This window comes from Agrococcus casei LMG 22410, from assembly GCF_900163565.1.
Lineage (GTDB): Bacteria > Actinomycetota > Actinomycetes > Actinomycetales > Microbacteriaceae > Agrococcus > Agrococcus casei.
In genome coordinates, this window is the sequence record NZ_FUHU01000021.1 from 14666 (window position 1) to 32427 (window position 17762).

At 65.8% G+C, this 17762-nt stretch carries 34 protein-coding genes; 33 read left to right on the forward strand and 1 reads right to left on the reverse strand.

Annotation, left to right across the window (positions count from 1 at the left end; genetic code table 11):
- The first annotated feature begins 21 nt into the window (after nt 1–21).
- The 29 genes from CZ674_RS04370 (at nt 22) to metK (ending at nt 13624) form a co-directional block, all read left to right on the forward strand.
- Nucleotides 22–297: a helix-turn-helix domain-containing protein gene (locus CZ674_RS04370; protein ID WP_143244632.1), complete on the forward strand. Its 276-nt coding sequence runs from the start codon at nt 22–24 to the stop codon at nt 295–297.
- A gap of 125 nt (nt 298–422) precedes the next feature.
- On the forward strand, nt 423–758 hold the full coding sequence (locus tag CZ674_RS04375; protein ID WP_086991323.1) for a hypothetical protein: 336 nt from the start codon (nt 423–425) through the stop codon (nt 756–758).
- Complete coding sequence (locus tag CZ674_RS04380) at nt 745–1026, forward strand: hypothetical protein (RefSeq protein WP_086991324.1); 282 nt, start codon at nt 745–747, stop codon at nt 1024–1026. Before CZ674_RS04375 ends, CZ674_RS04380 begins: the two co-directional genes overlap by 14 nt.
- Nucleotides 1023–1439: a hypothetical protein gene (locus CZ674_RS04385; RefSeq protein ID WP_086991325.1), complete on the forward strand. Its 417-nt coding sequence runs from the start codon at nt 1023–1025 to the stop codon at nt 1437–1439. The genes CZ674_RS04380 and CZ674_RS04385 overlap by 4 nt, the downstream gene beginning before the upstream one ends.
- Nucleotides 1436–1567 carry a hypothetical protein gene (locus CZ674_RS14510; protein WP_268802385.1) on the forward strand — a complete coding sequence of 44 codons (132 nt, stop codon included), beginning with the start codon at nt 1436–1438 and terminating at the stop codon, nt 1565–1567. Before CZ674_RS04385 ends, CZ674_RS14510 begins: the two co-directional genes overlap by 4 nt.
- Entirely contained in the window at nt 1564–2523 is a 960-nt protein-coding gene (locus tag CZ674_RS04390; protein WP_086991326.1) for a YqaJ viral recombinase family protein, read from the forward strand. The genes CZ674_RS14510 and CZ674_RS04390 overlap by 4 nt, the downstream gene beginning before the upstream one ends.
- A 2-nt stretch (nt 2524–2525) precedes the next feature.
- Entirely contained in the window at nt 2526–3185 is a 660-nt protein-coding gene (locus CZ674_RS04395) for an ERF family protein (RefSeq protein ID WP_086991327.1), read from the forward strand.
- Complete coding sequence (locus tag CZ674_RS04400; RefSeq protein WP_086991328.1) at nt 3182–3889, forward strand: hypothetical protein; 708 nt, start codon at nt 3182–3184, stop codon at nt 3887–3889. The genes CZ674_RS04395 and CZ674_RS04400 overlap by 4 nt, the downstream gene beginning before the upstream one ends.
- Complete coding sequence (locus tag CZ674_RS04405; protein ID WP_086991329.1) at nt 3882–4319, forward strand: hypothetical protein; 438 nt, start codon at nt 3882–3884, stop codon at nt 4317–4319. The genes CZ674_RS04400 and CZ674_RS04405 overlap by 8 nt, the downstream gene beginning before the upstream one ends.
- Nucleotides 4312–4608 (forward strand): hypothetical protein, encoded by a 297-nt coding sequence (locus CZ674_RS04410; RefSeq protein ID WP_086991330.1) that lies wholly within the window; start codon nt 4312–4314, stop codon nt 4606–4608. Before CZ674_RS04405 ends, CZ674_RS04410 begins: the two co-directional genes overlap by 8 nt.
- 19 nt (nt 4609–4627) lie before the next feature.
- The gene (locus tag CZ674_RS04415; protein WP_086991331.1) at nt 4628–4897 is read left to right on the forward strand and encodes a hypothetical protein; all 270 of its coding nucleotides are present in this window, start codon (nt 4628–4630) and stop codon (nt 4895–4897) included.
- On the forward strand, nt 4890–5297 hold the full coding sequence (locus CZ674_RS04420; protein WP_086991332.1) for a hypothetical protein: 408 nt from the start codon (nt 4890–4892) through the stop codon (nt 5295–5297). The genes CZ674_RS04415 and CZ674_RS04420 overlap by 8 nt, the downstream gene beginning before the upstream one ends.
- Nucleotides 5294–5458, forward strand: coding sequence for a hypothetical protein (locus tag CZ674_RS14120; RefSeq protein ID WP_159456892.1), 165 nt, complete (start codon nt 5294–5296; stop codon nt 5456–5458). Before CZ674_RS04420 ends, CZ674_RS14120 begins: the two co-directional genes overlap by 4 nt.
- A 351-nt stretch (nt 5459–5809) precedes the next feature.
- Nucleotides 5810–6511, forward strand: coding sequence for a hypothetical protein (locus CZ674_RS04425; protein ID WP_200810041.1), 702 nt, complete (start codon nt 5810–5812; stop codon nt 6509–6511).
- 158 nt (nt 6512–6669) lie between these two features.
- Nucleotides 6670–7137: a single-stranded DNA-binding protein gene (locus tag CZ674_RS04430; protein WP_086991333.1), complete on the forward strand. Its 468-nt coding sequence runs from the start codon at nt 6670–6672 to the stop codon at nt 7135–7137.
- Between the two features lie 186 nt (nt 7138–7323).
- Nucleotides 7324–8061, forward strand: coding sequence for a hypothetical protein (locus tag CZ674_RS04435; protein WP_159456893.1), 738 nt, complete (start codon nt 7324–7326; stop codon nt 8059–8061).
- A complete protein-coding gene (locus CZ674_RS04440; protein WP_086991335.1) occupies nt 8058–8276 on the forward strand; it encodes a hypothetical protein in 219 nt (72 codons plus the stop codon). The genes CZ674_RS04435 and CZ674_RS04440 overlap by 4 nt, the downstream gene beginning before the upstream one ends.
- A 2-nt stretch (nt 8277–8278) precedes the next feature.
- Complete coding sequence (locus CZ674_RS04445) at nt 8279–8722, forward strand: GIY-YIG nuclease family protein (protein WP_086991336.1); 444 nt, start codon at nt 8279–8281, stop codon at nt 8720–8722.
- Nucleotides 8719–8955 (forward strand): hypothetical protein, encoded by a 237-nt coding sequence (locus tag CZ674_RS04450; protein ID WP_086991337.1) that lies wholly within the window; start codon nt 8719–8721, stop codon nt 8953–8955. The genes CZ674_RS04445 and CZ674_RS04450 overlap by 4 nt, the downstream gene beginning before the upstream one ends.
- Before the next feature lie 171 nt (nt 8956–9126).
- A complete protein-coding gene (locus CZ674_RS14600) occupies nt 9127–9408 on the forward strand; it encodes an HNH endonuclease (protein WP_086991338.1) in 282 nt (93 codons plus the stop codon).
- Nucleotides 9409–9451: 43 nt separating this feature from the next.
- Entirely contained in the window at nt 9452–9946 is a 495-nt protein-coding gene (locus tag CZ674_RS14245) for a hypothetical protein (protein WP_086991339.1), read from the forward strand.
- 71 nt (nt 9947–10017) lie between these two features.
- Nucleotides 10018–10452: a hypothetical protein gene (locus CZ674_RS04465; RefSeq protein ID WP_086991340.1), complete on the forward strand. Its 435-nt coding sequence runs from the start codon at nt 10018–10020 to the stop codon at nt 10450–10452.
- Nucleotides 10433–10807 carry a hypothetical protein gene (locus CZ674_RS04470; RefSeq protein ID WP_143244633.1) on the forward strand — a complete coding sequence of 125 codons (375 nt, stop codon included), beginning with the start codon at nt 10433–10435 and terminating at the stop codon, nt 10805–10807. Before CZ674_RS04465 ends, CZ674_RS04470 begins: the two co-directional genes overlap by 20 nt.
- Nucleotides 10808–10881: 74 nt before the next feature.
- Complete coding sequence (locus CZ674_RS04475) at nt 10882–11070, forward strand: hypothetical protein (RefSeq protein ID WP_086991342.1); 189 nt, start codon at nt 10882–10884, stop codon at nt 11068–11070.
- Nucleotides 11070–11285 (forward strand): hypothetical protein, encoded by a 216-nt coding sequence (locus CZ674_RS04480; protein WP_086991343.1) that lies wholly within the window; start codon nt 11070–11072, stop codon nt 11283–11285. The genes CZ674_RS04475 and CZ674_RS04480 overlap by 1 nt, the downstream gene beginning before the upstream one ends.
- Nucleotides 11282–11638 carry a hypothetical protein gene (locus CZ674_RS04485; RefSeq protein ID WP_086991344.1) on the forward strand — a complete coding sequence of 119 codons (357 nt, stop codon included), beginning with the start codon at nt 11282–11284 and terminating at the stop codon, nt 11636–11638. Before CZ674_RS04480 ends, CZ674_RS04485 begins: the two co-directional genes overlap by 4 nt.
- Nucleotides 11635–11967, forward strand: coding sequence for a hypothetical protein (locus tag CZ674_RS04490; RefSeq protein WP_086991345.1), 333 nt, complete (start codon nt 11635–11637; stop codon nt 11965–11967). The genes CZ674_RS04485 and CZ674_RS04490 overlap by 4 nt, the downstream gene beginning before the upstream one ends.
- The gene (locus CZ674_RS14125) at nt 11964–12128 is read left to right on the forward strand and encodes a hypothetical protein (protein ID WP_159456894.1); all 165 of its coding nucleotides are present in this window, start codon (nt 11964–11966) and stop codon (nt 12126–12128) included. The genes CZ674_RS04490 and CZ674_RS14125 overlap by 4 nt, the downstream gene beginning before the upstream one ends.
- Nucleotides 12129–12451: 323 nt before the next feature.
- Entirely contained in the window at nt 12452–13624 is a 1173-nt protein-coding gene (gene metK, locus CZ674_RS04495; RefSeq protein WP_086991346.1) for a methionine adenosyltransferase, read from the forward strand.
- Here metK and CZ674_RS04500 read toward each other — a convergent pair.
- Complete coding sequence (locus CZ674_RS04500; protein ID WP_086991347.1) at nt 13621–13824, reverse strand: hypothetical protein; 204 nt, start codon at nt 13822–13824, stop codon at nt 13621–13623. The two genes, metK and CZ674_RS04500, sit on opposite strands and share 4 nt — an antisense overlap.
- A 52-nt stretch (nt 13825–13876) precedes the next feature.
- Between CZ674_RS04500 and CZ674_RS04505 the strand changes: the two genes are divergently transcribed.
- The 4 genes from CZ674_RS04505 to CZ674_RS04520 all read left to right on the forward strand — a co-directional run bounded on the left by CZ674_RS04505 (nt 13877) and on the right by CZ674_RS04520 (nt 17756).
- Nucleotides 13877–14176, forward strand: a complete 300-nt coding sequence (locus CZ674_RS04505) for a hypothetical protein (RefSeq protein WP_086991348.1) — start codon at nt 13877–13879, stop codon at nt 14174–14176.
- Nucleotides 14177–14261: 85 nt separating this feature from the next.
- Nucleotides 14262–15536, forward strand: a complete 1275-nt coding sequence (locus CZ674_RS04510) for a DNA modification methylase (RefSeq protein WP_086991349.1) — start codon at nt 14262–14264, stop codon at nt 15534–15536.
- Nucleotides 15533–16147 carry a terminase small subunit gene (locus tag CZ674_RS04515; RefSeq protein WP_086991350.1) on the forward strand — a complete coding sequence of 205 codons (615 nt, stop codon included), beginning with the start codon at nt 15533–15535 and terminating at the stop codon, nt 16145–16147. Before CZ674_RS04510 ends, CZ674_RS04515 begins: the two co-directional genes overlap by 4 nt.
- Before the next feature lie 190 nt (nt 16148–16337).
- On the forward strand, nt 16338–17756 hold the full coding sequence (locus CZ674_RS04520) for a hypothetical protein (RefSeq protein ID WP_200810042.1): 1419 nt from the start codon (nt 16338–16340) through the stop codon (nt 17754–17756).
- Nucleotides 17757–17762 lie beyond the last annotated feature (6 nt).

A 17762-nucleotide genomic window follows, 5' to 3' on the forward strand; every position in this document is an offset into this window, starting at 1 on the left:
CGCCGAAGCAAGAACTTGCATATGTGTCTATTCGGGTACAAGATGAACGTCATGTACCCGAATAGACACGAACCACGACCGGCTCGCCTCCGCCCCGGTTCCGTCGCTGCAAACGTCGCCGCCGAACTCGCTCGCAAGGGAAAGACCAAGGCTGACCTCGTGCCGGTGCTCGGGCATGCGCGCAACACCGTCTACAGCCGGTTCACCGACACCCCGTTCGACACGGACGAGCTTGAAGCGATTGCCACATTCCTCGACGTGCCGGTGACGACCTTCTGGCACAAGGAAGCGGCATGACGACCCGCGAGGAGTGCTTCGACCTCTTCGGCGAAGTCGTCGAGCAAGTGCTTAACGAGACCTACTACTCACAGCCCGCGGCCGCATAGCGCCGCACTCCGCAACCACAACTAAGGAGTTTGAACATGAACACACAGAACCTCGCTCGAGCGACTGATCCGCACACGAGCCACGATGCCGTGCCTCCCCGTGAGCGCCGAGAACTGCAGAAGAGCGCGATCCTCTGGCTGCTCCGCACCGTCGGCCCAATGACGGACCACGAACTGACCTGGCAGTACGACCGAAACAGGTTGCGGCATGGCTGGCCCGCGACGCAGCGCGACTCCGTCCGCAAGCGCCGCGCCGAGCTGAAGAACGACGGCCGGGTCGTCAACACCGGAGAAGTCTCTGGCTTCCCCGGCCTGCCCGCTTCCACCGTGTGGGCCGCTGCAGCGGAAGGAGCGACCGATGTTCAGTCGTAACCGTGCTCGTGCAGCCGAGCGTGAAGCCGCCGACGCGGCGAAGCTGCAGGAGCTGCAGGTCAAGTTGGATGCCGCGAACCGTCTTGCCGACCGTCGGCACAAGGAGTCGGCCACCTGGCATCGGTACTTCATCGCCGCGCGTGACCACTCGGTCGAACTCATTGGCCGCATCGACGAACAGAGCGAGTTGATCGAGCGAATGAATCGCAACTACGACCGGGCGCTCCGCCTCGGATGGCAGGCCCCAACCGAGGAGGACGACCAATGATGGTCGCCGACTACGAGCGTCGCCTGGCGGCGGCCGAGACCGAGCTTGAGAACTGGAATCGAAGAAAGTTCCCGGGCACCAAGCTCGACCACGGCACCCTCAACTTGCCGCTGGCGCAGCGCGGCATCACGGACGCCGACCTGAACACCTACCGTCGCCTCACCGATGCAGTCCGCTACTGGCGTCACAAGCTGGCCCGCGCTCGCTGGCTCACCGAAGCGCCAGCGCGCCGAGAGGCGAAGGTCGCCGCCCATGACGCGGCCGACTTGAAGGCCCGCTATGGCGAGTGCGGCGAGGTCCTTTGGGTGTTGAGCGGTCGCTGGCACCCGGTCGAACGCTGGAACCGAAAGAGCGTGAAAGTCGCGGGGCTCGACGAAACGATCCCCCACACGCAGGTTGCAGGTGCCCGATGAAACTTCGCATCACCGATCGCGGCTGGATCGCGATCTTCATCTTCGCCTTCGTGGCTGCTCTGCTCGCGACGGGCATGTGGGAGGCACACCTTATGGATATCGACGGCACCCGGGGAGGGACCAAATGAGCACCTTTGAATTGATCGACGACGGCACCGACCGCAAGGAGTGGCTGGCTGCACGAGCGGGTGTCGGCCGCGTCAGCGCGACCGATGCGGCCCGCATCATGACCGGCGGTGCAGGCACTTGGGCCTCGCTGCGCAAGGAGAAGCTGACCGGCAAGGGCAGTTTCGGCGGCAACAAGTTCACGCGCCACGGCAACGAGCGCGAAGCCGTGATCGCCGCTTACGGTCGCGACCGGTTCGGCCTGTCTCCGTCGGCAGCGCTGATCGGCCGCACCGACTGCCCTGCGCACGCCCTCGACCTGGCAACGCCCGACGCGCTCTCGCGGATCGACACTGCGTGGCTGCCGACGGCGGCACCGGTCTCGGCAATGGCGAAGGGGGTCGAGTACACCGTCGACGAGTTCGGCGAATACAAGACCACGGTCAAAGACTGGGCCAGCTGGGAGGACGTGCCGAAGTCGTACTACTGGCAGGTCGTGTGGCAGTTCCACGTCACTGGCGCTCGCCGCTGCCGCTTCATCTTCGAGGCGCACGAGAACTTCGTCCCCGTGCACATGGAGCCGCGGGTGTTCACGATCGAGCGCGCCGACGTCGCCGACGACATTCAGGTCGCAATCGACCAGGTCAACGCCTGGCGCACCGCCGACACCGAAGAGCTGCCCGAGGCGCTGCTGCCCCTCGACGATCTCCTGTCGGCAAGGCAGCGCGCGAAGGAAGCCGCCGACGCCGCGGCCGCCGCGCACAAGGAGGCAGAGGCGAAGGTCCGTGACCTGCTCGTCGAGCACGGTCAGCCGGTGAAGTTCGAGGGGTCGGACGCGAACCTCTCGTGGACTGGCAAGCCCTCGACCCGCACATCGTTCGACTCGGCCGCGTTCAAAGCGGCCGAACCCGACACCTACAAGAAGTTCACCAAGACGTCTGAGTCGCAGCCGCGCCTCTCCATCACCGCTAGGAGCTGATCATGAACACCCGAGCCACTAAGACCGCCCCGTCGGGCAAGGTCGAGCACGAGAACCTTGTCGAGGCCATGGCTGCATTCCAGGCCGAACTTCCCGAAATTGGGAAAGCGAACGAGGCCGCTGTCGAAGAGCAGGACGGCACCGTGCGCACCTACCGGTACGCAGGGCTGCCTGATATCAGCGCCGCAGTGCTACCTGCCCTTGGCCGCCACGGACTCATGTTCATCACCCGCCCGGGGATGCATGACGAACACGGCTTCTCGCTGAACTACGAACTGCAGCACGAGAAGGGCGGCATCCGCGCCGGGAGATTCCCGCTGCCCGACCCGATGACCACCCCGGCCGACGAGTTCGGGTACCAGGTCGCTCGCGCTCGCCGCATCGCTCTGTGCGCGATCACGGGTGTAGCGCCGGGCGGGTCGGACGAGGCCGCACGGCAGGCTGCTCCCGAACCGCAAGCGCCGCCCGCCCCTGCTCGAGACTGGATCGCTGAGGCCGGGCAGATTGACGACCCCGAGCAGATCAAGTCGATGTGGCATGAGCTGCGCGACGAGGTCAAGGCTGGGCGTGCCGAGCAGGCCACCCTCGACGCCGTCGCAGAACTCGCCCGCCAGGCCGCACGCCGCCTGGCAGAGGCGGCTGTCTCCGAGGGCACATCATGAGCGGCACGATCCGTCTTGCCCGAGCCGAGGCCGAGTGGCTGTTCCGCGGCGCGCTCGCGGCCACATCGGACCAGGACGTGACGCCGATCATCTGCGCGGTGAAACTCACCGTGAAGAACGACCGCGTGACGGCGATAGCGACCGACCGTTACAGGGTCCATCAACTGTTTGTGCCGGTCGCGCCGGGAGCGCCGGACGGCGAGTTCGTCATGAGCCGCCGCCAGGTGCAGCGACTGTTGAAGTCGTGGCACGGGTCCCGCAGCCTGTTCCCCGACCAGGTCGTCGACATTGCGTGGGAGGACCGCGATCCGAATGCCACGACCAAAGTCGGCATGCCGGTCACGCCGAAGCACACCGGCTGGGTCGAGTTCACCGTCTTGTCCGACTTGACGGACGCCGCCGAGCTGATCAGCCACGGTGCGCCCCAGGTTCGCGGCCCCTACCCGCCGGTCGAGCGGTTGTTCCCCGACGACCCCTCCGACCAGAGCACCGAGCCGGTGTCGCAGATGTTCCTCGACCCGGCGTTCCTCGCCGACACCCGTTACCTGCGCAGCGGGCAAGGGTCGCTCCGGTTCGTGGTCCCGAGGGCGGGCGCAAAGGGTTCGCATCAGGCGTTCCTCGTCGTGAACACCGAGGGCACCGCCCGCGCGCTGATCCAGCCGCAGCGACCCGCCCGCGACTGGGAGGTGTACGGCGATGCCTGAAACGACCACGACCGAGCCAACCACGCAGGCTGAATGGGAGCTGCTCACGAAACGCGCCGAGGCCGTCGTCGAGCAGGAGGCCGGAGACCCCGGCATGTTCCAGCCGCTCATGCACGAGTGCCATGTGCTGCTGCTCGATATCGGCCTGCTGCTCGCTCGCTTGAACGATGAACGGTACGCCGCCGAGCGCGAGTGGACTCGGGTCCGCAACGTGACCATGGTCCGCTACATCGAGCACGGTGCCACGTTCGCCCGGGCTCAGGGCGACGTCGCCGCCCTCGACGAGCGCAAGAAAGCCGACGACCTCAAGGTGATCTTCCACCACGCCGAGGACACCCAGAAGGCGCTCCAGGCCAAGCACTACTCGCTGATGAACGTGAACCGCGGGCTGCAGTCCGCGATGTACGAGGGAGGGCGACGCAATGCCTGAGAAGTTCACCAATTACCGCGACAATCCCGCGTGGATCGAGGCCCGCGCCGACTACCTCAACATGGGGCGGACGGCAGAGCAGCGCATGGGTGCCTTTGAGCGGATGCTGCGCATCGAGTCCGACCACATGGGGCGACAGGCCCGTCCCCACCACAAGGCGCGTGCCGAGGCGTTGCTCGCCACGATCCGCGCGGGCGGCAAGACGTCGGAGCAGAAGACCGCGCTCGCGGCCGAGGCGCAGGTGCACGCGACCCTCGCCCTCGCCGAGGCGGTGAACCGCCGTGGCTAAGGGCTTGACGCCAGAGGGCATGTCGAACGCGACCGCCTCGCTCGCCGCTGGCCTGAACTCGTTTGCGGCACGGGGCGTCACGCACGCCGCGGATCGGGAGCAGGCGATCAACCGGATCATTGCCGTGGCACCGGACCCGAAGGTCTTGCAGCGACTTGGCCGGATCGCCGCCGCGGCCGATGCCCGCATGCTCGACGCCTTCACTCACCTTGCCGAGTCCGGCATCACCGCCGAGCAGGTCGAGGTCATAGCCGCCGTCATGAAAACAGGAGGAACAGACCATGGCTGATCCGACAGACAAGGTGCGCCGCGGCGTGCGTGAGCGCGACGGCGAGCGCTGCGTGGCATGCGGCACCATGTGGGCGATCACGTTCCAGCACCGTCGTGCGGTCGGCATGGGGGGCTCGAAGGAGCGCCCCGGCTACGCCGACGGCCTCGCCGCCTGCGCCGACTGCAACGCTCGGTTCGAGGGCAACATGCAGACCCTCGCGCTGCTCAACGGGTGGAAGGTTCGCCGCTGGGTGCAGGACCCCTCTCGGGTGCCGTACTTCCATGTCGCGACCGGCCGCTGGTATGCGCTCGCGGCTGATGGACCGTGGCGTCGCGAGATCAGCCGGGCCGAGGCCGTGCGCATGATGAACGACGTTTACGCGCCCGACCCCCGTGGCCCCGAGGCGGTCGCAGCATGACTATGAACCGCCTCTACTGCCTCGGCTGCGGCCGCCCGCTGCCCTGCAGCAAGAAGGTGCACAACCAGGACGAGCAGGCCCGCCTCGACGCTGCCGCCGAACGGGATCGGCGCGAGTGGGAGCGACGCGACTTCGACCGGCGTATCGGGGGTCGACGGTGAGCCCGATGCCGAAGTACGCCATGACCTATGTCGTGGCCTGGCCGGACGCGCTCGGCCCCGACCGTCACGTCGTGAAGATCGGCCGCGCCTGGAAGTTCCACCGGGTGCAGCTCATGGTCCGCTCGGGCGCACAGGTGTTGATCCTCGCCCGAAATACCGACGCGACCTGGGAACGGGAAGCGCTGCGGGTCATGGCTCACCACTTCCCCAAGGCGTTCAAGCGCTCGTGGGAGTCCGAGGGGCTGCTGTTCATGGGCCGCGGCTGGACCGAGTGCTTTGCCGTCGACCACGACGACCTGCAGTTCGCGGTCGACTGCATCTTCCATGGCTTTGCGAAAGGGAATGACCAAGGTGTCAACGAAACAACGAACGATCAGTGCAGCCGACCTCCGCTCGCCGGAGTTCATGAGGGTGCCCGACGAGGCGAAGCTGACGGCGATGGGCCTGTGGGTGCACACGGACGTGTTCGGGCGGCGGAGGCTGATCCCGGAGCTGATCGCGGCCGACCTGTACCCGGGCCGGGCGATGACCGACTCGGTGACCGATCACCTGCTGATGCTCGACGAGGCCGGGTTCCTGACGATCTACCGAGTCGAGGGGATCGAGTGCATTCAGCTGGCTCGGCCGCTGAAAGCGGATCGGCGCGGTGCGACAACCGACTGCCCGGAGCCGCCACAGGGACTTCCATGGACTTCCATGGCTGTGGGGGGCGCGGGTGCGAGCGGGCGTGCGAGTGCGCGGGAGCGGGCGCGGGCGCAGATGGGCGAGCAGGCGCGTGTGCGGGCGGACGAGTGGGCGGCGTGGGAGGGCCAGCAGGAGCGGGGGCGTTCCCAGGAACCGCCCCGTCGGCCGCTGCTGGCAGATGCTCCGCCGATCGGCTGCCCCGAGCATCCGCATGGCACGTTTCAGAACTGTGGCCCTTGCGGTACTGGCAGGCGTCGTCACGATCGTTGGGTGTCCGAGGCCCGGTACGAGGATGCACTGACGGGGCACTACGCGGCCGACGACGAGGACCCGTTCGAGGGCTACTGCGCCAGCAACCCGGGCGGGTGATGCGCCGAACCCCTGAGCGGGCGGGCGCGCCATGACGGTGCTGCCGTCGGACATAGCGCTGGCGAACTTCATCGCCCGCATGCACAACACCCCCATCGAGCGGCTCTTACCTGAGTCGCAATTTTTCAACCATCCCACCGCTATCGAGAGGACAAATCATGAGCGGCGAAACGACTTTGACCATTGTTGGCAACCTGACGAGCGACCCGGAGCTGCGATACACGCAAGGGGGCTTGGCGGTCTCGAAATTCACGATCGCGTCGACCCCGAGGGTGTTCGACCGGAAATCGAACGAGTGGAAGGACGGCGACGCCCTGTTCATCCGCGCGTCCGTGTGGCGGGACTTCGCCGAGCAGGTCGCGAACAGTCTGCAGAAGGGCATGCGGGTGATCGTCCAGGGCAGGCTCAAGCAGCGGGATTACGAAACGAAGGAGGGCGATCGGCGGACTGTGATCGAGCTGGAGGTCGAAGAGATCGGACCGTCGCTTCGGTTCGCTACCGCTCAGGTGACTCGAGCTCGGGGCAACCAGCGACCCCAGCAGACCCAGCAGGCCCAGCAGGGTTCGTCACCGGCTCCGCAGGACGCATGGGCCGCTGGCCCCTACGGCGACGAAACGCCCTTCTAGGCATGTTCACGAACCGCGGCGCTGTCCCGCCGACCCGCCCTCACGATCGCCCGGACACGGCCGCCTGCACGAGGGCCTGCTGTTGGACACCGTTCAAGTGCGCTCGCGATCTCGCGTGCGCTTGCCACAAGGAGGATTGACATGTTGCCTTGCGTCACGACGTGGGTGGGCCGCGGCGGGTGCCGAGTGCACGGCGAACACCTGTCGAGCTGCCTCGGGATCGAACTACGCGACGGGCGCAGCGTCGGCGAGTGCCGCGGATGCTTGCCTCAGCCTGCAACGCATGGTGTGTTGTGCGAGTCGTGCTTCGATCGGTTCGAGGCCGCCCTGGGGCTCGCTGTCGACCTGGTCACGCACATGCGGTCGATCGAGCGTGCAGCGGTGCCGGAGGGGCCTCGGTCGCCGACGAAGCCGGGCAGCCAGGTCATTATCCCGGCGTCGTGGCTGGAGGCCGACCGCACCTGGTCGGAGCTGCACGAGCTGGCGCTGTGGTGTGACCCGTTGGAGTTCCTGCAGGTCGATCGCCGGGGCACGCGACCGGGCGGCTTCGGCAGCCGCGACACGATCGAGCATGTGCGGGGTCGCGTCGCGCTCGCGGTCGACCTCGCCACGCACGCGGACGTCACTAATGCGCACACGGCGCGTCTGGTGGTCCGGTTCTATCGGGCTGTGCAGCGGGCGTTGCACATGTTCCCGATCGAGGAGTACTCGCGCCCTCTCCCTTACGCCAGGTGCCGCAATTGCGGGCATCTGACCTTGGAGCGGCGCGCCCCGCTGGAATACCTCGACGCGATCACGGTGCTGTGCATCAACCCGGACTGCCAGTGGGAATGGGACCCGTTCATGGTCGAGGTCGACTTGACCGAGTACCGCAAGCAAGTAGAGGCCGAACAGGCCGCAGAAAGTGAAGGGGAAGCAGCATGACCAATCGAACCCAGACCTATGTCGTCGAGGCTGCCTCGGGCGTGCGGGTCCTGCCCACGCTCGGCGGCGATCCATTGCTGGTCAATGAGTGGGTCGCGCATTTGGCCTGCGATGCTGACCTGCGCCGACGAGTGCCGGAGTATGCGCTGATCGCGCAGATGTTGGTCGTGACTCCAGCCCCGCAGCACGAGTTCAGCGACGGGGAGATGAAGTAACGGTGGGGTACTACGACCGAGAAATCGCCGAGTTGCGTGAGAGCCTGACTGAGTCCCTCCAGACCGCGAACTACCGCGCCCTGCTTGAGGTCCGACTCACGCTGTCACGGCTGGAAGAGATGGAGAACCCGTCGACGCCAGAGGCACCGAAGCTGTCACTGTCTCCGGCCCCGACGCGGAACGTTGTCTACTACCTGCGATGGGCCGATCGGGTGAAGATCGGAACGACCAAGAACCTGCGCAACCGCACGCGCGACATCTACTTCGACGAGGTCCTCGCGGCCGAGCCCGGCGGCCGGGTGCTGGAAGCGCAGATGCATCGGAAGTTCGCATCACTCAAGATTCCCGAGTACCGCGAATGGTTCCAGGCCGGGCCCGAGCTAGTGAATCACGCGGCGGAGGTTAGGTCGAAGCATGGCGCGCCGTTCAAAGTAGGCAAGCTATGAAGCTCATGACGGTCAGGCAGTGCGCAGAACTGATTGGCAAGTCGGAGCGCAGTGTGTGGCGATACATCGAACTTATCGAGGCCAAGGGCGGCCTGGTTGTGTACCGGATGCCTGGGGTTGCTAAGACGCTCGTGGACCATGACCAGGTGTCGAAGGTTGCACTGACCCGCCGTCGAGGGAACCCGCGCCACAGGGAGCAAGCCCGCGACACGAAGCGCGGAATCGCCGGGTGATGTTGGCAAGTATCTGTCGTATGTGACATGATCTGTTTATTGGATGGTGTTTGCTGTCCCGATCCGCCCTTCACGTCTAGCTCGTGTGGGGCGTTTCGCTTGCTCGGCGGGTTGAGGGTTGTGGCCTCCCCTCCGAGCATCTTCTCTGCCGTTCTCGGGAGGCGCTGCGCTATGGCTCTTGATTCGCCTGCCTATCGCGCGTTGCGTGCTGAGCTGCGTGACGTGTGGACGGCTCAGCAGGCCCCGTGCTGGGTGTGCGCGCAGCCGATCGACTACCTGGCCCCAGCCCATGACCCGGAGGCGCTGGACGTCGACCACGTGAAGCCACGCTCGACGCACCCCCACTTGGAGCTAGATCGCAACAACTGCCGACCGTCGCATGTGCGCTGCAACCGGTCGAGGGGCAACCGGCCGCCTCGGCCCGCGATCGGAACTGTTACCGAACAGTGGTGATCTGGGCCTGGTCTTTCGGCTCGACGGATGCGAACATCGAAGCATGATGAAGCACCATCGACTGCCCGCGCTCGCGGTCCTCGCCGCGGCCGCCCTCGCCGTAACCGGGTGCACGACAGGACCAGAACCGGCGCAATCGAGTGCGTTCGGGGAGCCCGCCGAAACAACCACACCCCCGGCAACGTCGAATGCCGCCGAGGAATACAGGGAGACCGTCGAGAACTTCCCCTATAACCTCGCCCCAAACTTTCAGTTCCCGACCGAAATGCCTACTCCGGCTGCCCCGAGCATCACCGACATTGACGCGCCGGGCTCCGAGATCGCTTTCGCGCTATGGCGCTGCGGACTCGTTGCCGCAGCATGGGAGGCCGAGAAGATCGGCGACGAAGAAACTACCCACGAGCTAATCGAGCAGGCCGCCCAGGCTACCGACAATGAGTTGCCCGGAAACAGCGCATGGAGCGACCAGGCCCGCCAGCGCGTTCTAGATCACCAGATCGAAGCCGAGGCAGCAATCTGCGAAGGCTGGATCGGCTAAGAACCTACACACCTAGACCCCGTTCTGTCAGAACGGGGTCTTTTGCTTGCGCACAACCGAATGGACGTGAAATGGCCGACGACTTCTACGACTACGCGGGTATGGACGAGGAATACCAAAGGACCGTCCGCCACTTCCCATTGCGACTCGCCCCCGGCTTCGAGTTCCCCGAACGAGCCCCTGGACACGCTCAAGACGGTGTCGAGTACGCCCCAGGTTGCGGGACGGTCGCCGCATACTTTGCCTGGATCGACGCGGTCGAGAAGGAGGCGATTCGAGCCCATGATGCAGGGAGGCACGACGAGGCCCACCGGCTTCTACTTCTCGCGGCCTCATGGCCCGAAACGGACGTGTACCTCGCCTACAACGTGCCGGGCGACTTTGACTGGCTAGATGGCCTGATAATCCCGGCGCTCCAAGGCGAATTCGGTCCCCTGCGGGACTGGGTTGGCCAGACCAACATTGCAACAGAGCAAAGGAGACAGCATGACGATTCATCCAATTGAGGGCGACCTGCCAATCAGTGGCGGTGTGCGTTCGTATCCCACCTTCCGTAACCACGCCGGGGGAACATCAACCATTGCCGTGACAAACGTCAACAAGATGGGAGCCGGAGCCCCGACCGCTGCCGCCTCGGCAAACAGGTATATCCGATTCGGGCTCCGAAACACCGGCGGATCACAGATCGCATCGGTCCAGATCAACCCCGGACAGTGGGGGCACAACATGATCTTCCGCCGTAGCAACAACTCCGCCAATATCCCCAGCGGTCGCTACGCACTCAACGGCCGCAGCGAGAAGTTCTCGGGAACATACCTGCACCCCCACCGCTACTTCAAGGGCAGTCTCAAGCTGACATAGCCCACGTCGTGCCGCAGTCGGGCGGCCTCGCGCATCGAGCCCGTCCGACTGCCGCTCACAGTAAGGAACAGAAAATGCCTCGCAAGATCACCGCCAAGGGCGGCCCGCTGCACGGTAAGAAGTTCACCGTGCCCGAGAACATGACCTCATTCGAGCCGCCTGTCGGCTATGTGGCTGGCAAGTATCGGGTGACCGAGAAGCAGGCTGTCTGGGAGCCAGAGCGCTCGCGGCAGTCCGCTGAGCCTGCTGACAAGGTCGACTGATGGCTGTCGCCAACATGCCGATGCGACTGCTGCTGCAGGTCGCCGACAATGACCCGGTGCTGGTCGCTGAGTTCGAGGCCCCGGTGCAGCTGACCCGCGCTGGCGGTGATGCTTCGTCAGCCACGTACACGGTCGATGGACCCGCCTTCGCGGAGGGTCTGCGCCTGGCTGTCACGGCCGCCGCTGAGGCGCTGCAGGCGAAGTTGACCCCGTGACGCCGAACGCACGGGGCCTGCCCGGAGGCCGACGCCAGCTGATCGAGCAGATCGAGCTGCAGGTCGGCATCACCATGCACCAGCACCCTCGACTGCCTCACACGGTTGTCGTGTCAGACTCTGACTGCAAGCGGCTTTACGCCGCGAGCGCGGCGATTCACCGCACGGTTGCACATCGCATGGTCCGCGTGGGCTTGCTCGTCGATGACCTGACCGTGATGACCGCACCGGACTGGGCGTGCGACCCGGTGCAGGTGGCATGGTTGCGCCTTCGCGTGAGCCTGCTCGATATCCCGTTGCGCCCCGTCATGCGCGCACTGAATGGCCTTCTCACGAAGGGACGCCCGGCATGAACAAGTACACGGCTCACGGGCTGGCTGAGGCTGCTCGGTCTGGTCGACGCATTCTGGTGCTCACTGACCGGCCTGCCGAAGCGCTGGACCAGTTCAGGGACCTTGTGCCCGACGCCACGGTCCGCCGCACGAACGGTGACCAGCGCATCGGCTTCTCGCAGCTGGGCGTGATCTACTTCGCTTCCGCGCGATCGAACCGGCATCGGGGTCGAACGGTCGACACGCTCTACATCGACGACCCCCAGCTCGACTGGTCCTGGCACACGATGCGTCACCAGTACGAGCCCTGTATGTCGAGCAGCCCTGACGGTGAAGTGGTCCGCCCGTGACCCCCGCCGACATGGCGCTCGCGAAGGAGCGCTACGAGCAGGCTGCCAAGCACTACCAGGTGGCTGCGGTTCGCATGCGCCGTGCCCGACTCATGTATGTCGCTGGTGCCGTGTGCTGGACCTTGGGTGTGCTCGTGCCGCTGCTCGTCCTGATCACATGACCATCTGAGCCCGCGGGCAAGGCCCCTGCTGGCGGCTGGCTCGACCGCATAGCGGGTGCCCGAGGCACGCCGCCGCGCACGCCGCCCCCACGCTCGCCTAACTCGCGCCGCTCGGCCCGCTACCTCGCTGAGGCCGTGACAGGCGCACACGCGGCCGCACCGCCCCGCCCTGGGCCTGCCCCGAGGGGAGGGGGGTCGAGATCGCGGCGACCGGCTCACGGAATCGGTCGTCCGGCAATGATCTATCCCCCTCCGCGATGGGTACCCCTTCGCGCACGCGCGCACGCGCGAGCGGCACTCGTACCCCCGATAAGGAGTTCCCCATGATTGCTGGCCTGTTTTCATCCGAGTCTGTCTCTGCTGGCCACCCTGACAAGCTGTGCGATCGAATCTCTGACGCTGTGCTCGACGCCCATCTCGCGCTCGACCCTGAGTCGCGGGTCGCGTGCGAGACCGCTGCCGGTCCCGGCTGGGTTCGTGTGTTCGGCGAGGTCCGCTCGACCGCGGTTGTCAATGTTGACGCTGTGGTGCGTGGCGCGATTCTGCGTGCTGGCTTCATCTCGGAGGCCGATGGTCTCGACCCGTCGTCGTGTGATGTGCAGGTTGCTCTTGTGCAGCAGTCGCCGGAGATCGCGGCGGGCGTCGATTTGTCGCTCGAGGCGCGCTCCGGCGGTGCCGTCGACGCGGTCGACGTGCTCGGCGCTGGCGACCAGGGGTTGATGTTCGGCTATGCCTGTTCTGAGACTGCTGAGCTGATGCCGTTGTCGCTGGTGCTGTCGCACCGGTTGACGGGGCTTCTGCCGGTGCTGTCGGGGGCTGGCCCCGACGCGAAGGCTCAAGTGACGGTTGAGTACTCGCCTGGCTTCGATGTTCCGACGGTGCGCTCGGTGCTCTGTTCTGTGCAGCATGCGGCCGACGTCGACCGGGTGCTCTTCCAGGACAACGTCGAGCGGCTCGTGGCATCGGTGCTGCGTGACTTTGACCAGTCGCCCGTCGGTGTCCGCGTGCTAGTTAACCCTTCGGGTTCGTTTGTGCTCGGAGGCCCGGCCGCCGACGCTGGGCTCACGGGACGCAAGATCATTGTCGACACCTACGGCGGCGCTGCTCGTCACGGCGGCGGAGCGTTCTCTGGCAAGGACTCGACGAAGGTCGATCGGTCTGCGGCGTATGCGCTGCGGCACGTCGCCTCGACGATCGTGCTGGCGGGTCTCGCCGAGCGTGTCGAAGTGCAAGCGTCGTACGCGATCGGCGTGGTCGAGCCGGTCGGCATCGCGCTCGACACGTTCGGTACCGGCCGCGTGTCTAACGAGGCGCTCGTGCGAGCGGTGCGTGCTGTGTTCGACCTTCGACCCGGCGCGATCATTGAGCGTTTCGGATTGCGTCGCCCGATCTTCGAGGCGACCGCCTCGGGCGGACACTTCGGCCGTTCCGAGTTCCCTTGGGAGCGGGACCACCCCGTTGACGCTCTGCGGGCGGCGCTCGGTCCGCTCGGCTAGCTGCCGTCGATGCGCTTGTAGGCGAGGGCGAGGCTGCGGTCGGCCATGCCAGTGGCTCGCTTGATCTGAGTCCAGCTGACGCCGCTGTCGCGGGCTTGCTTGATTAGGTCGTCCCGGTAGCGCTGCTGATCTTTTCGGCGCTGGTCGAGGTCATTGAGTCGCTTGCTTGCTTGCTCCAGGTCGGTCAGAACGTTCGCCATGTTTTTCACTATACCGGTTGTAGTGAGTCACTATAACTGTTATAGTAGAGGCATGGACAACAACACGGCAAACGCATTCGGCACTCCCGCTCTTCACTTCGACTACACGGCCCAGGGCCTCGCGACGATTCGCGCAGCGTTCCAGGTCGCAGGCGTCGAGACCCACGTCACCCGCTATGGCTTCATCCAGGCCAAGGTCGGCGACCAGGTGGTCCGAGTCGCTCAGGACGACACCACCTTCTCAGTGACCTCCTACACCGGAAACATGCAGCTCGCGGGCGAGGTCCGCCTCGCTGGCTCGTTTGTTGACTCGGCCGTCCTGGCCGGTCTGATCCAGGCGGCGCTCGCCTGAGTCGAAACACCTTGCACACGAGTTGACGCCCGGGCCTGACGGCTCGGGCGTTGCTCATGGTTCCCTCTCAAGAAAGAAGTGACTCATGGCTCTCGAAGTTACCGTGCGGCCGCTGTCCGAGCTGAAGCCCTACCACCAGAACCCCCGTCGAGGGAACACTGCAGCGATCGCTGACTCGCTCGCGAAGCGCGGCCAGTACAAGCCGATCGTCGTGAACCTCGGCACGCACACCGGCCGCCCGATGGAGATTCTTGCGGGCAACCACACTTTCCTCGCCGCGCACTCGCTGGACTGGCCGACGATCCAGGTGGTCACGGTCGACGTCAACGATGCCGAGGCAGCGCAGATCGTGCTTGCCGATAACAAGCTCGCCGATCTGGGCGGGTATGACGATGTCGACCTGCTGGCAACGCTGCAGGAGGCGGGGTCGCTCGACGCTACCGGCTACACCGACCAGGACCTTACCGAGCTGCTGCGTGCGCTCGACGAGCCCGTCGGCCTCACCGATCCCGACGATGTGCCCGCGCTCACCGACACCACCATCACTGCCGAGGGCGATGTGTGGCGGCTTGGACCCCATGTGCTCTACGTCGGCTCGTCGGGCAACGTCGAGGCCGTCGCCGACGCCGCCCAGGGCACCGTGGATGCGGTCTGGACGGACCCGCCCTACGGGGTCTCCTACGTCGGCGGCACCGGCATGACCATCAAGAACGACGGGGCTGACGAGGCCGTTCAGACATTCGCTGATGCTGTTGGCACCATCCTCGCTGTCGCTCGACCTGGTGCACCTGTCTATGTCGCGCACGCTGATCTGATGCGCGGCGAGTTCCAGCGGGTCATGAGTGAAGCGGGCATCCTGTACCGGCAGACGCTGATCTGGGTGAAGAACGCTCTCGTGATGGGGCGGGCCGATTACCACTGGAAGCACGAACCGATCCTCGAGGCCGAACTGCCCGAGGCGGGGATCGTCGACGAGTCCTTCGATCCCGTCGCTTACGGCTTCACCCCTGGCGGTGAGGGCAGGCTGGGCCGGGGCGGCAAGCGCTGGTACGGCGACAACAAGTCGTCGACCGTGTTCCAGGTCCCGAAGCCCAAAGCGAACAGCGAGCACCCGACGATGAAGCCTGTTGAGCTGATCGAGCGCATGCTGCGCAATTCGGTACAGACGGGGGGGCTCGTGTTTGACCCCTTCGGCGGCTCGGGCTCAACGCTCATTGCCGCGCACCGGCTCGGCGCTCGCGCGCTGCTGTGCGAGCTTGACCCCCAGTACGCGGACGTGATCTGTCGCCGTTGGGAGGAACACACAGGCGTCACCCCGATTCGCGACGGCGAACCTGTCACCTTCACCGATGCGCCATGAAGGCCACCGACCGCGCTAAGCGTGACGCCCAGGCACTCGACCTGCGACGCGCTGGCCTGGCTCTGCCGCGTATCGCCGAGCAGCTTGGCTTCTCGACCACGGCGGCTGCCCAGGCGAGCATCAATCGTGCCATGCAGGCACAGGGCACCGAGTTCGATCCCGCCGACGTACGCGCGATGGAACTCGACCGGCTCGACCGACTGCAGCAGGCGGTGTGGGTAAAAGCAATCAAGGGCGATCTGAAAGCTGTGGAAACAGCGCAGAAGCTCACCGAGGCTCGGGTCCGGCTGGCGGGGATCGCCGCCCGTGGCGAGTCGATCATGACCGAGTCATTCGACCAGACGATCGAGGCGCTCGCTACCGAGCCGGAGGATGCATCAATCGTCGCGTCTGGTCGTCGCATTGCGGAGCGCATCGACACTGCTGCGGCGTCTGGTGACGCTACCGCCGAAACGAAGGCGCTCTATTTGATGCCACACCTGATGAACATTCTGCGAGAGCTGGGGGCTACCCCAGCTGCTCGGGCTGCATTGAAGGCGAAGGCATCGAGTGGAGACCAAACGAAACGCGCAAAGCTACAAGCGCTCCGCGGAGGGGCATCAGCGGCGTAGCGGTACTCGTGGCCCGGGCTCGACTTACGCGGCCGCGGTCGGTGGCCCCACAAGGGGCCAGTCCTTCAAGCGCAAGGTCGGTTGCACCGAGCCGCGCATTTCGACTGCCCCGCTGCGCGAGCTGACGCGGGAAACATCGCGCGGCTACGAGTGCATCGAGTTCGCTGAATCGATCCTCGACGTCACTCTCTTGCCTTGGCAGAAAGCGCTGCTGATCCGGGCGCTTGAGCTCAACCCCGACGGCACGTACCGGTTCAAGACCGTTGTCCTGCTGGTCGCGCGCCAGAACGGTAAGTCGCTCCTGATGCAGGTGCTGTCGCTCTGGCGAATGTACGTCGACGGCGCACCGCTTGTGATCGGCACGGCACAGTCCCTCGACATCGCCGAAGAGCAGTGGATGGGGGCGGTCGAAACCGCCGAGGCAATCCCCGAGCTTGCCGAGATGATCGAGCACGTCGACCGCACGAACGGCAAGAAGGCACTGCGCCTGAGCACTGGCGAGCGGTACAAAGTCGCTGCTGCATCGCGCCGCGGTGGCCGTGGCCTCTCAGGTGATCTCGTGCTGCTCGACGAGCTGCGCGAACACCAGAACTGGCAAGCGTGGGGCGCTGTCACCAAGACGACGATGGCCCGTCGGCACGCCCAGATATGGGCGGCATCGAACGCGGGTGACCTCGCGTCGGTCGTGCTTCGTCACTTGCGCTCGCTGGCTCACCGTGAACTCGGCTGGCCGGACGGTAAGGACGGCATGGTCGACCTGCCGGACGCGATCGAGCCCGACAGTTCGCTCGGCATCTTCGAGTGGTCTGCAGCGCCCGACCGGGACGTGTGGGATCGGGACGGCTGGTGCGAGGCGAACCCTTCACTGGGCTACACGATCGAAGAACGCGCCATTGCGGCCGCTGCTGCGACTGACCCCGAGTGGGTGTTCCGAACCGAGGTCATGTGCCAGTTCGTGAACATGGCCGGGCTCGGTCCGTTCCCCGCGAAGTCGTGGGCGACGTCACTCGATCGCCTGGAGGATCGCCGCGCTCGCGGCGTGACCCGCGACTCGAACCGGCCCGCCTGCTATGGCATCGATATGTCGCACAACCGCGAATGGGTGTACGTCGCGATCGCCTATTGGGACACCGAGGGGCGGGCGCGCGTTGACATTGCCGCGCAGCGCCCCGGCCCTGACTGGCTGATCGGTTGGCTGCTGTCGCCGGATCGGCGTGTGAAGCCGGAGCACCTGGCGCTGCAGCGGCGCGGTGCACCGATCTCGTCTATGTGGGACGCGCTCGAAGAGGCGGGCCTGGAACCGCACCCGTGGGAAGGTCCACAGCTTGCGGGCTGGCACGGCATCTTCTTCGACTTGTTGCGCTCCGCCGTTGCAGAGAAGGACCCCGTGGTGCGGCTCACGCACAACGGTCAACCGGCATTGGACGTGCCCGCGAACTCGGCGGATATTCGAGCGCTCGGCGACGGCTGGGTGATCGACCGCAAGGGGTCCCCGACCGACCCGGCGGCGCTCGTCGCCGCGATCGCAGCCGTCGGGCTGCTCATGACCAACCCAGAGCCGACTCACGAGTCGGCGTATGAAAGCGAGGGCCTCATGGTTCTCGAATAGCCGAAG

Excerpts from the sequence above, each read along its gene's own strand:
- CZ674_RS04385 (WP_086991325.1), top strand. The coding sequence starts at position 1,023 with ATGATGGTCGCCGACTACGAGCGTCGCCTGGCGGCGGCCGAGACCGAG.
- CZ674_RS14600 (WP_086991338.1), top strand. The coding sequence starts at position 9,127 with ATGGCTCTTGATTCGCCTGCCTATCGCGCGTTGCGTGCTGAGCTGCGT.
- CZ674_RS04440 (WP_086991335.1), top strand. The coding sequence starts at position 8,058 with ATGACCAATCGAACCCAGACCTATGTCGTCGAGGCTGCCTCGGGCGTG.
- CZ674_RS04475 (WP_086991342.1), top strand. The coding sequence starts at position 10,882 with ATGCCTCGCAAGATCACCGCCAAGGGCGGCCCGCTGCACGGTAAGAAG.
- CZ674_RS14245 (WP_086991339.1), top strand. The coding sequence starts at position 9,452 with ATGATGAAGCACCATCGACTGCCCGCGCTCGCGGTCCTCGCCGCGGCC.
- CZ674_RS14510 (WP_268802385.1), top strand. The coding sequence starts at position 1,436 with ATGAAACTTCGCATCACCGATCGCGGCTGGATCGCGATCTTCATCTTC.
- CZ674_RS04370 (WP_143244632.1), top strand. The coding sequence starts at position 22 with ATGTGTCTATTCGGGTACAAGATGAACGTCATGTACCCGAATAGACAC.
- CZ674_RS04375 (WP_086991323.1), top strand. The coding sequence starts at position 423 with ATGAACACACAGAACCTCGCTCGAGCGACTGATCCGCACACGAGCCAC.
- CZ674_RS04510 (WP_086991349.1), top strand. The coding sequence starts at position 14,262 with ATGGCTCTCGAAGTTACCGTGCGGCCGCTGTCCGAGCTGAAGCCCTAC.
- CZ674_RS14120 (WP_159456892.1), top strand. The coding sequence starts at position 5,294 with ATGACTATGAACCGCCTCTACTGCCTCGGCTGCGGCCGCCCGCTGCCC.
- CZ674_RS04450 (WP_086991337.1), top strand. The coding sequence starts at position 8,719 with ATGAAGCTCATGACGGTCAGGCAGTGCGCAGAACTGATTGGCAAGTCG.
- CZ674_RS04395 (WP_086991327.1), top strand. The coding sequence starts at position 2,526 with ATGAACACCCGAGCCACTAAGACCGCCCCGTCGGGCAAGGTCGAGCAC.
- CZ674_RS04390 (WP_086991326.1), top strand. The coding sequence starts at position 1,564 with ATGAGCACCTTTGAATTGATCGACGACGGCACCGACCGCAAGGAGTGG.
- metK (WP_086991346.1), top strand. The coding sequence starts at position 12,452 with ATGATTGCTGGCCTGTTTTCATCCGAGTCTGTCTCTGCTGGCCACCCT.
- CZ674_RS04515 (WP_086991350.1), top strand. The coding sequence starts at position 15,533 with ATGAAGGCCACCGACCGCGCTAAGCGTGACGCCCAGGCACTCGACCTG.
- CZ674_RS04430 (WP_086991333.1), top strand. The coding sequence starts at position 6,670 with ATGAGCGGCGAAACGACTTTGACCATTGTTGGCAACCTGACGAGCGAC.
- CZ674_RS04415 (WP_086991331.1), top strand. The coding sequence starts at position 4,628 with ATGTCGAACGCGACCGCCTCGCTCGCCGCTGGCCTGAACTCGTTTGCG.
- CZ674_RS04470 (WP_143244633.1), top strand. The coding sequence starts at position 10,433 with ATGACGATTCATCCAATTGAGGGCGACCTGCCAATCAGTGGCGGTGTG.
- CZ674_RS04410 (WP_086991330.1), top strand. The coding sequence starts at position 4,312 with ATGCCTGAGAAGTTCACCAATTACCGCGACAATCCCGCGTGGATCGAG.
- CZ674_RS04420 (WP_086991332.1), top strand. The coding sequence starts at position 4,890 with ATGGCTGATCCGACAGACAAGGTGCGCCGCGGCGTGCGTGAGCGCGAC.
- CZ674_RS04490 (WP_086991345.1), top strand. The coding sequence starts at position 11,635 with ATGAACAAGTACACGGCTCACGGGCTGGCTGAGGCTGCTCGGTCTGGT.
- CZ674_RS04400 (WP_086991328.1), top strand. The coding sequence starts at position 3,182 with ATGAGCGGCACGATCCGTCTTGCCCGAGCCGAGGCCGAGTGGCTGTTC.
- CZ674_RS04405 (WP_086991329.1), top strand. The coding sequence starts at position 3,882 with ATGCCTGAAACGACCACGACCGAGCCAACCACGCAGGCTGAATGGGAG.
- CZ674_RS04380 (WP_086991324.1), top strand. The coding sequence starts at position 745 with ATGTTCAGTCGTAACCGTGCTCGTGCAGCCGAGCGTGAAGCCGCCGAC.
- CZ674_RS04480 (WP_086991343.1), top strand. The coding sequence starts at position 11,070 with ATGGCTGTCGCCAACATGCCGATGCGACTGCTGCTGCAGGTCGCCGAC.
- CZ674_RS04505 (WP_086991348.1), top strand. The coding sequence starts at position 13,877 with ATGGACAACAACACGGCAAACGCATTCGGCACTCCCGCTCTTCACTTC.
- CZ674_RS04500 (WP_086991347.1), bottom strand. The coding sequence starts at position 13,824 with ATGGCGAACGTTCTGACCGACCTGGAGCAAGCAAGCAAGCGACTCAAT.
- CZ674_RS04465 (WP_086991340.1), top strand. The coding sequence starts at position 10,018 with ATGGCCGACGACTTCTACGACTACGCGGGTATGGACGAGGAATACCAA.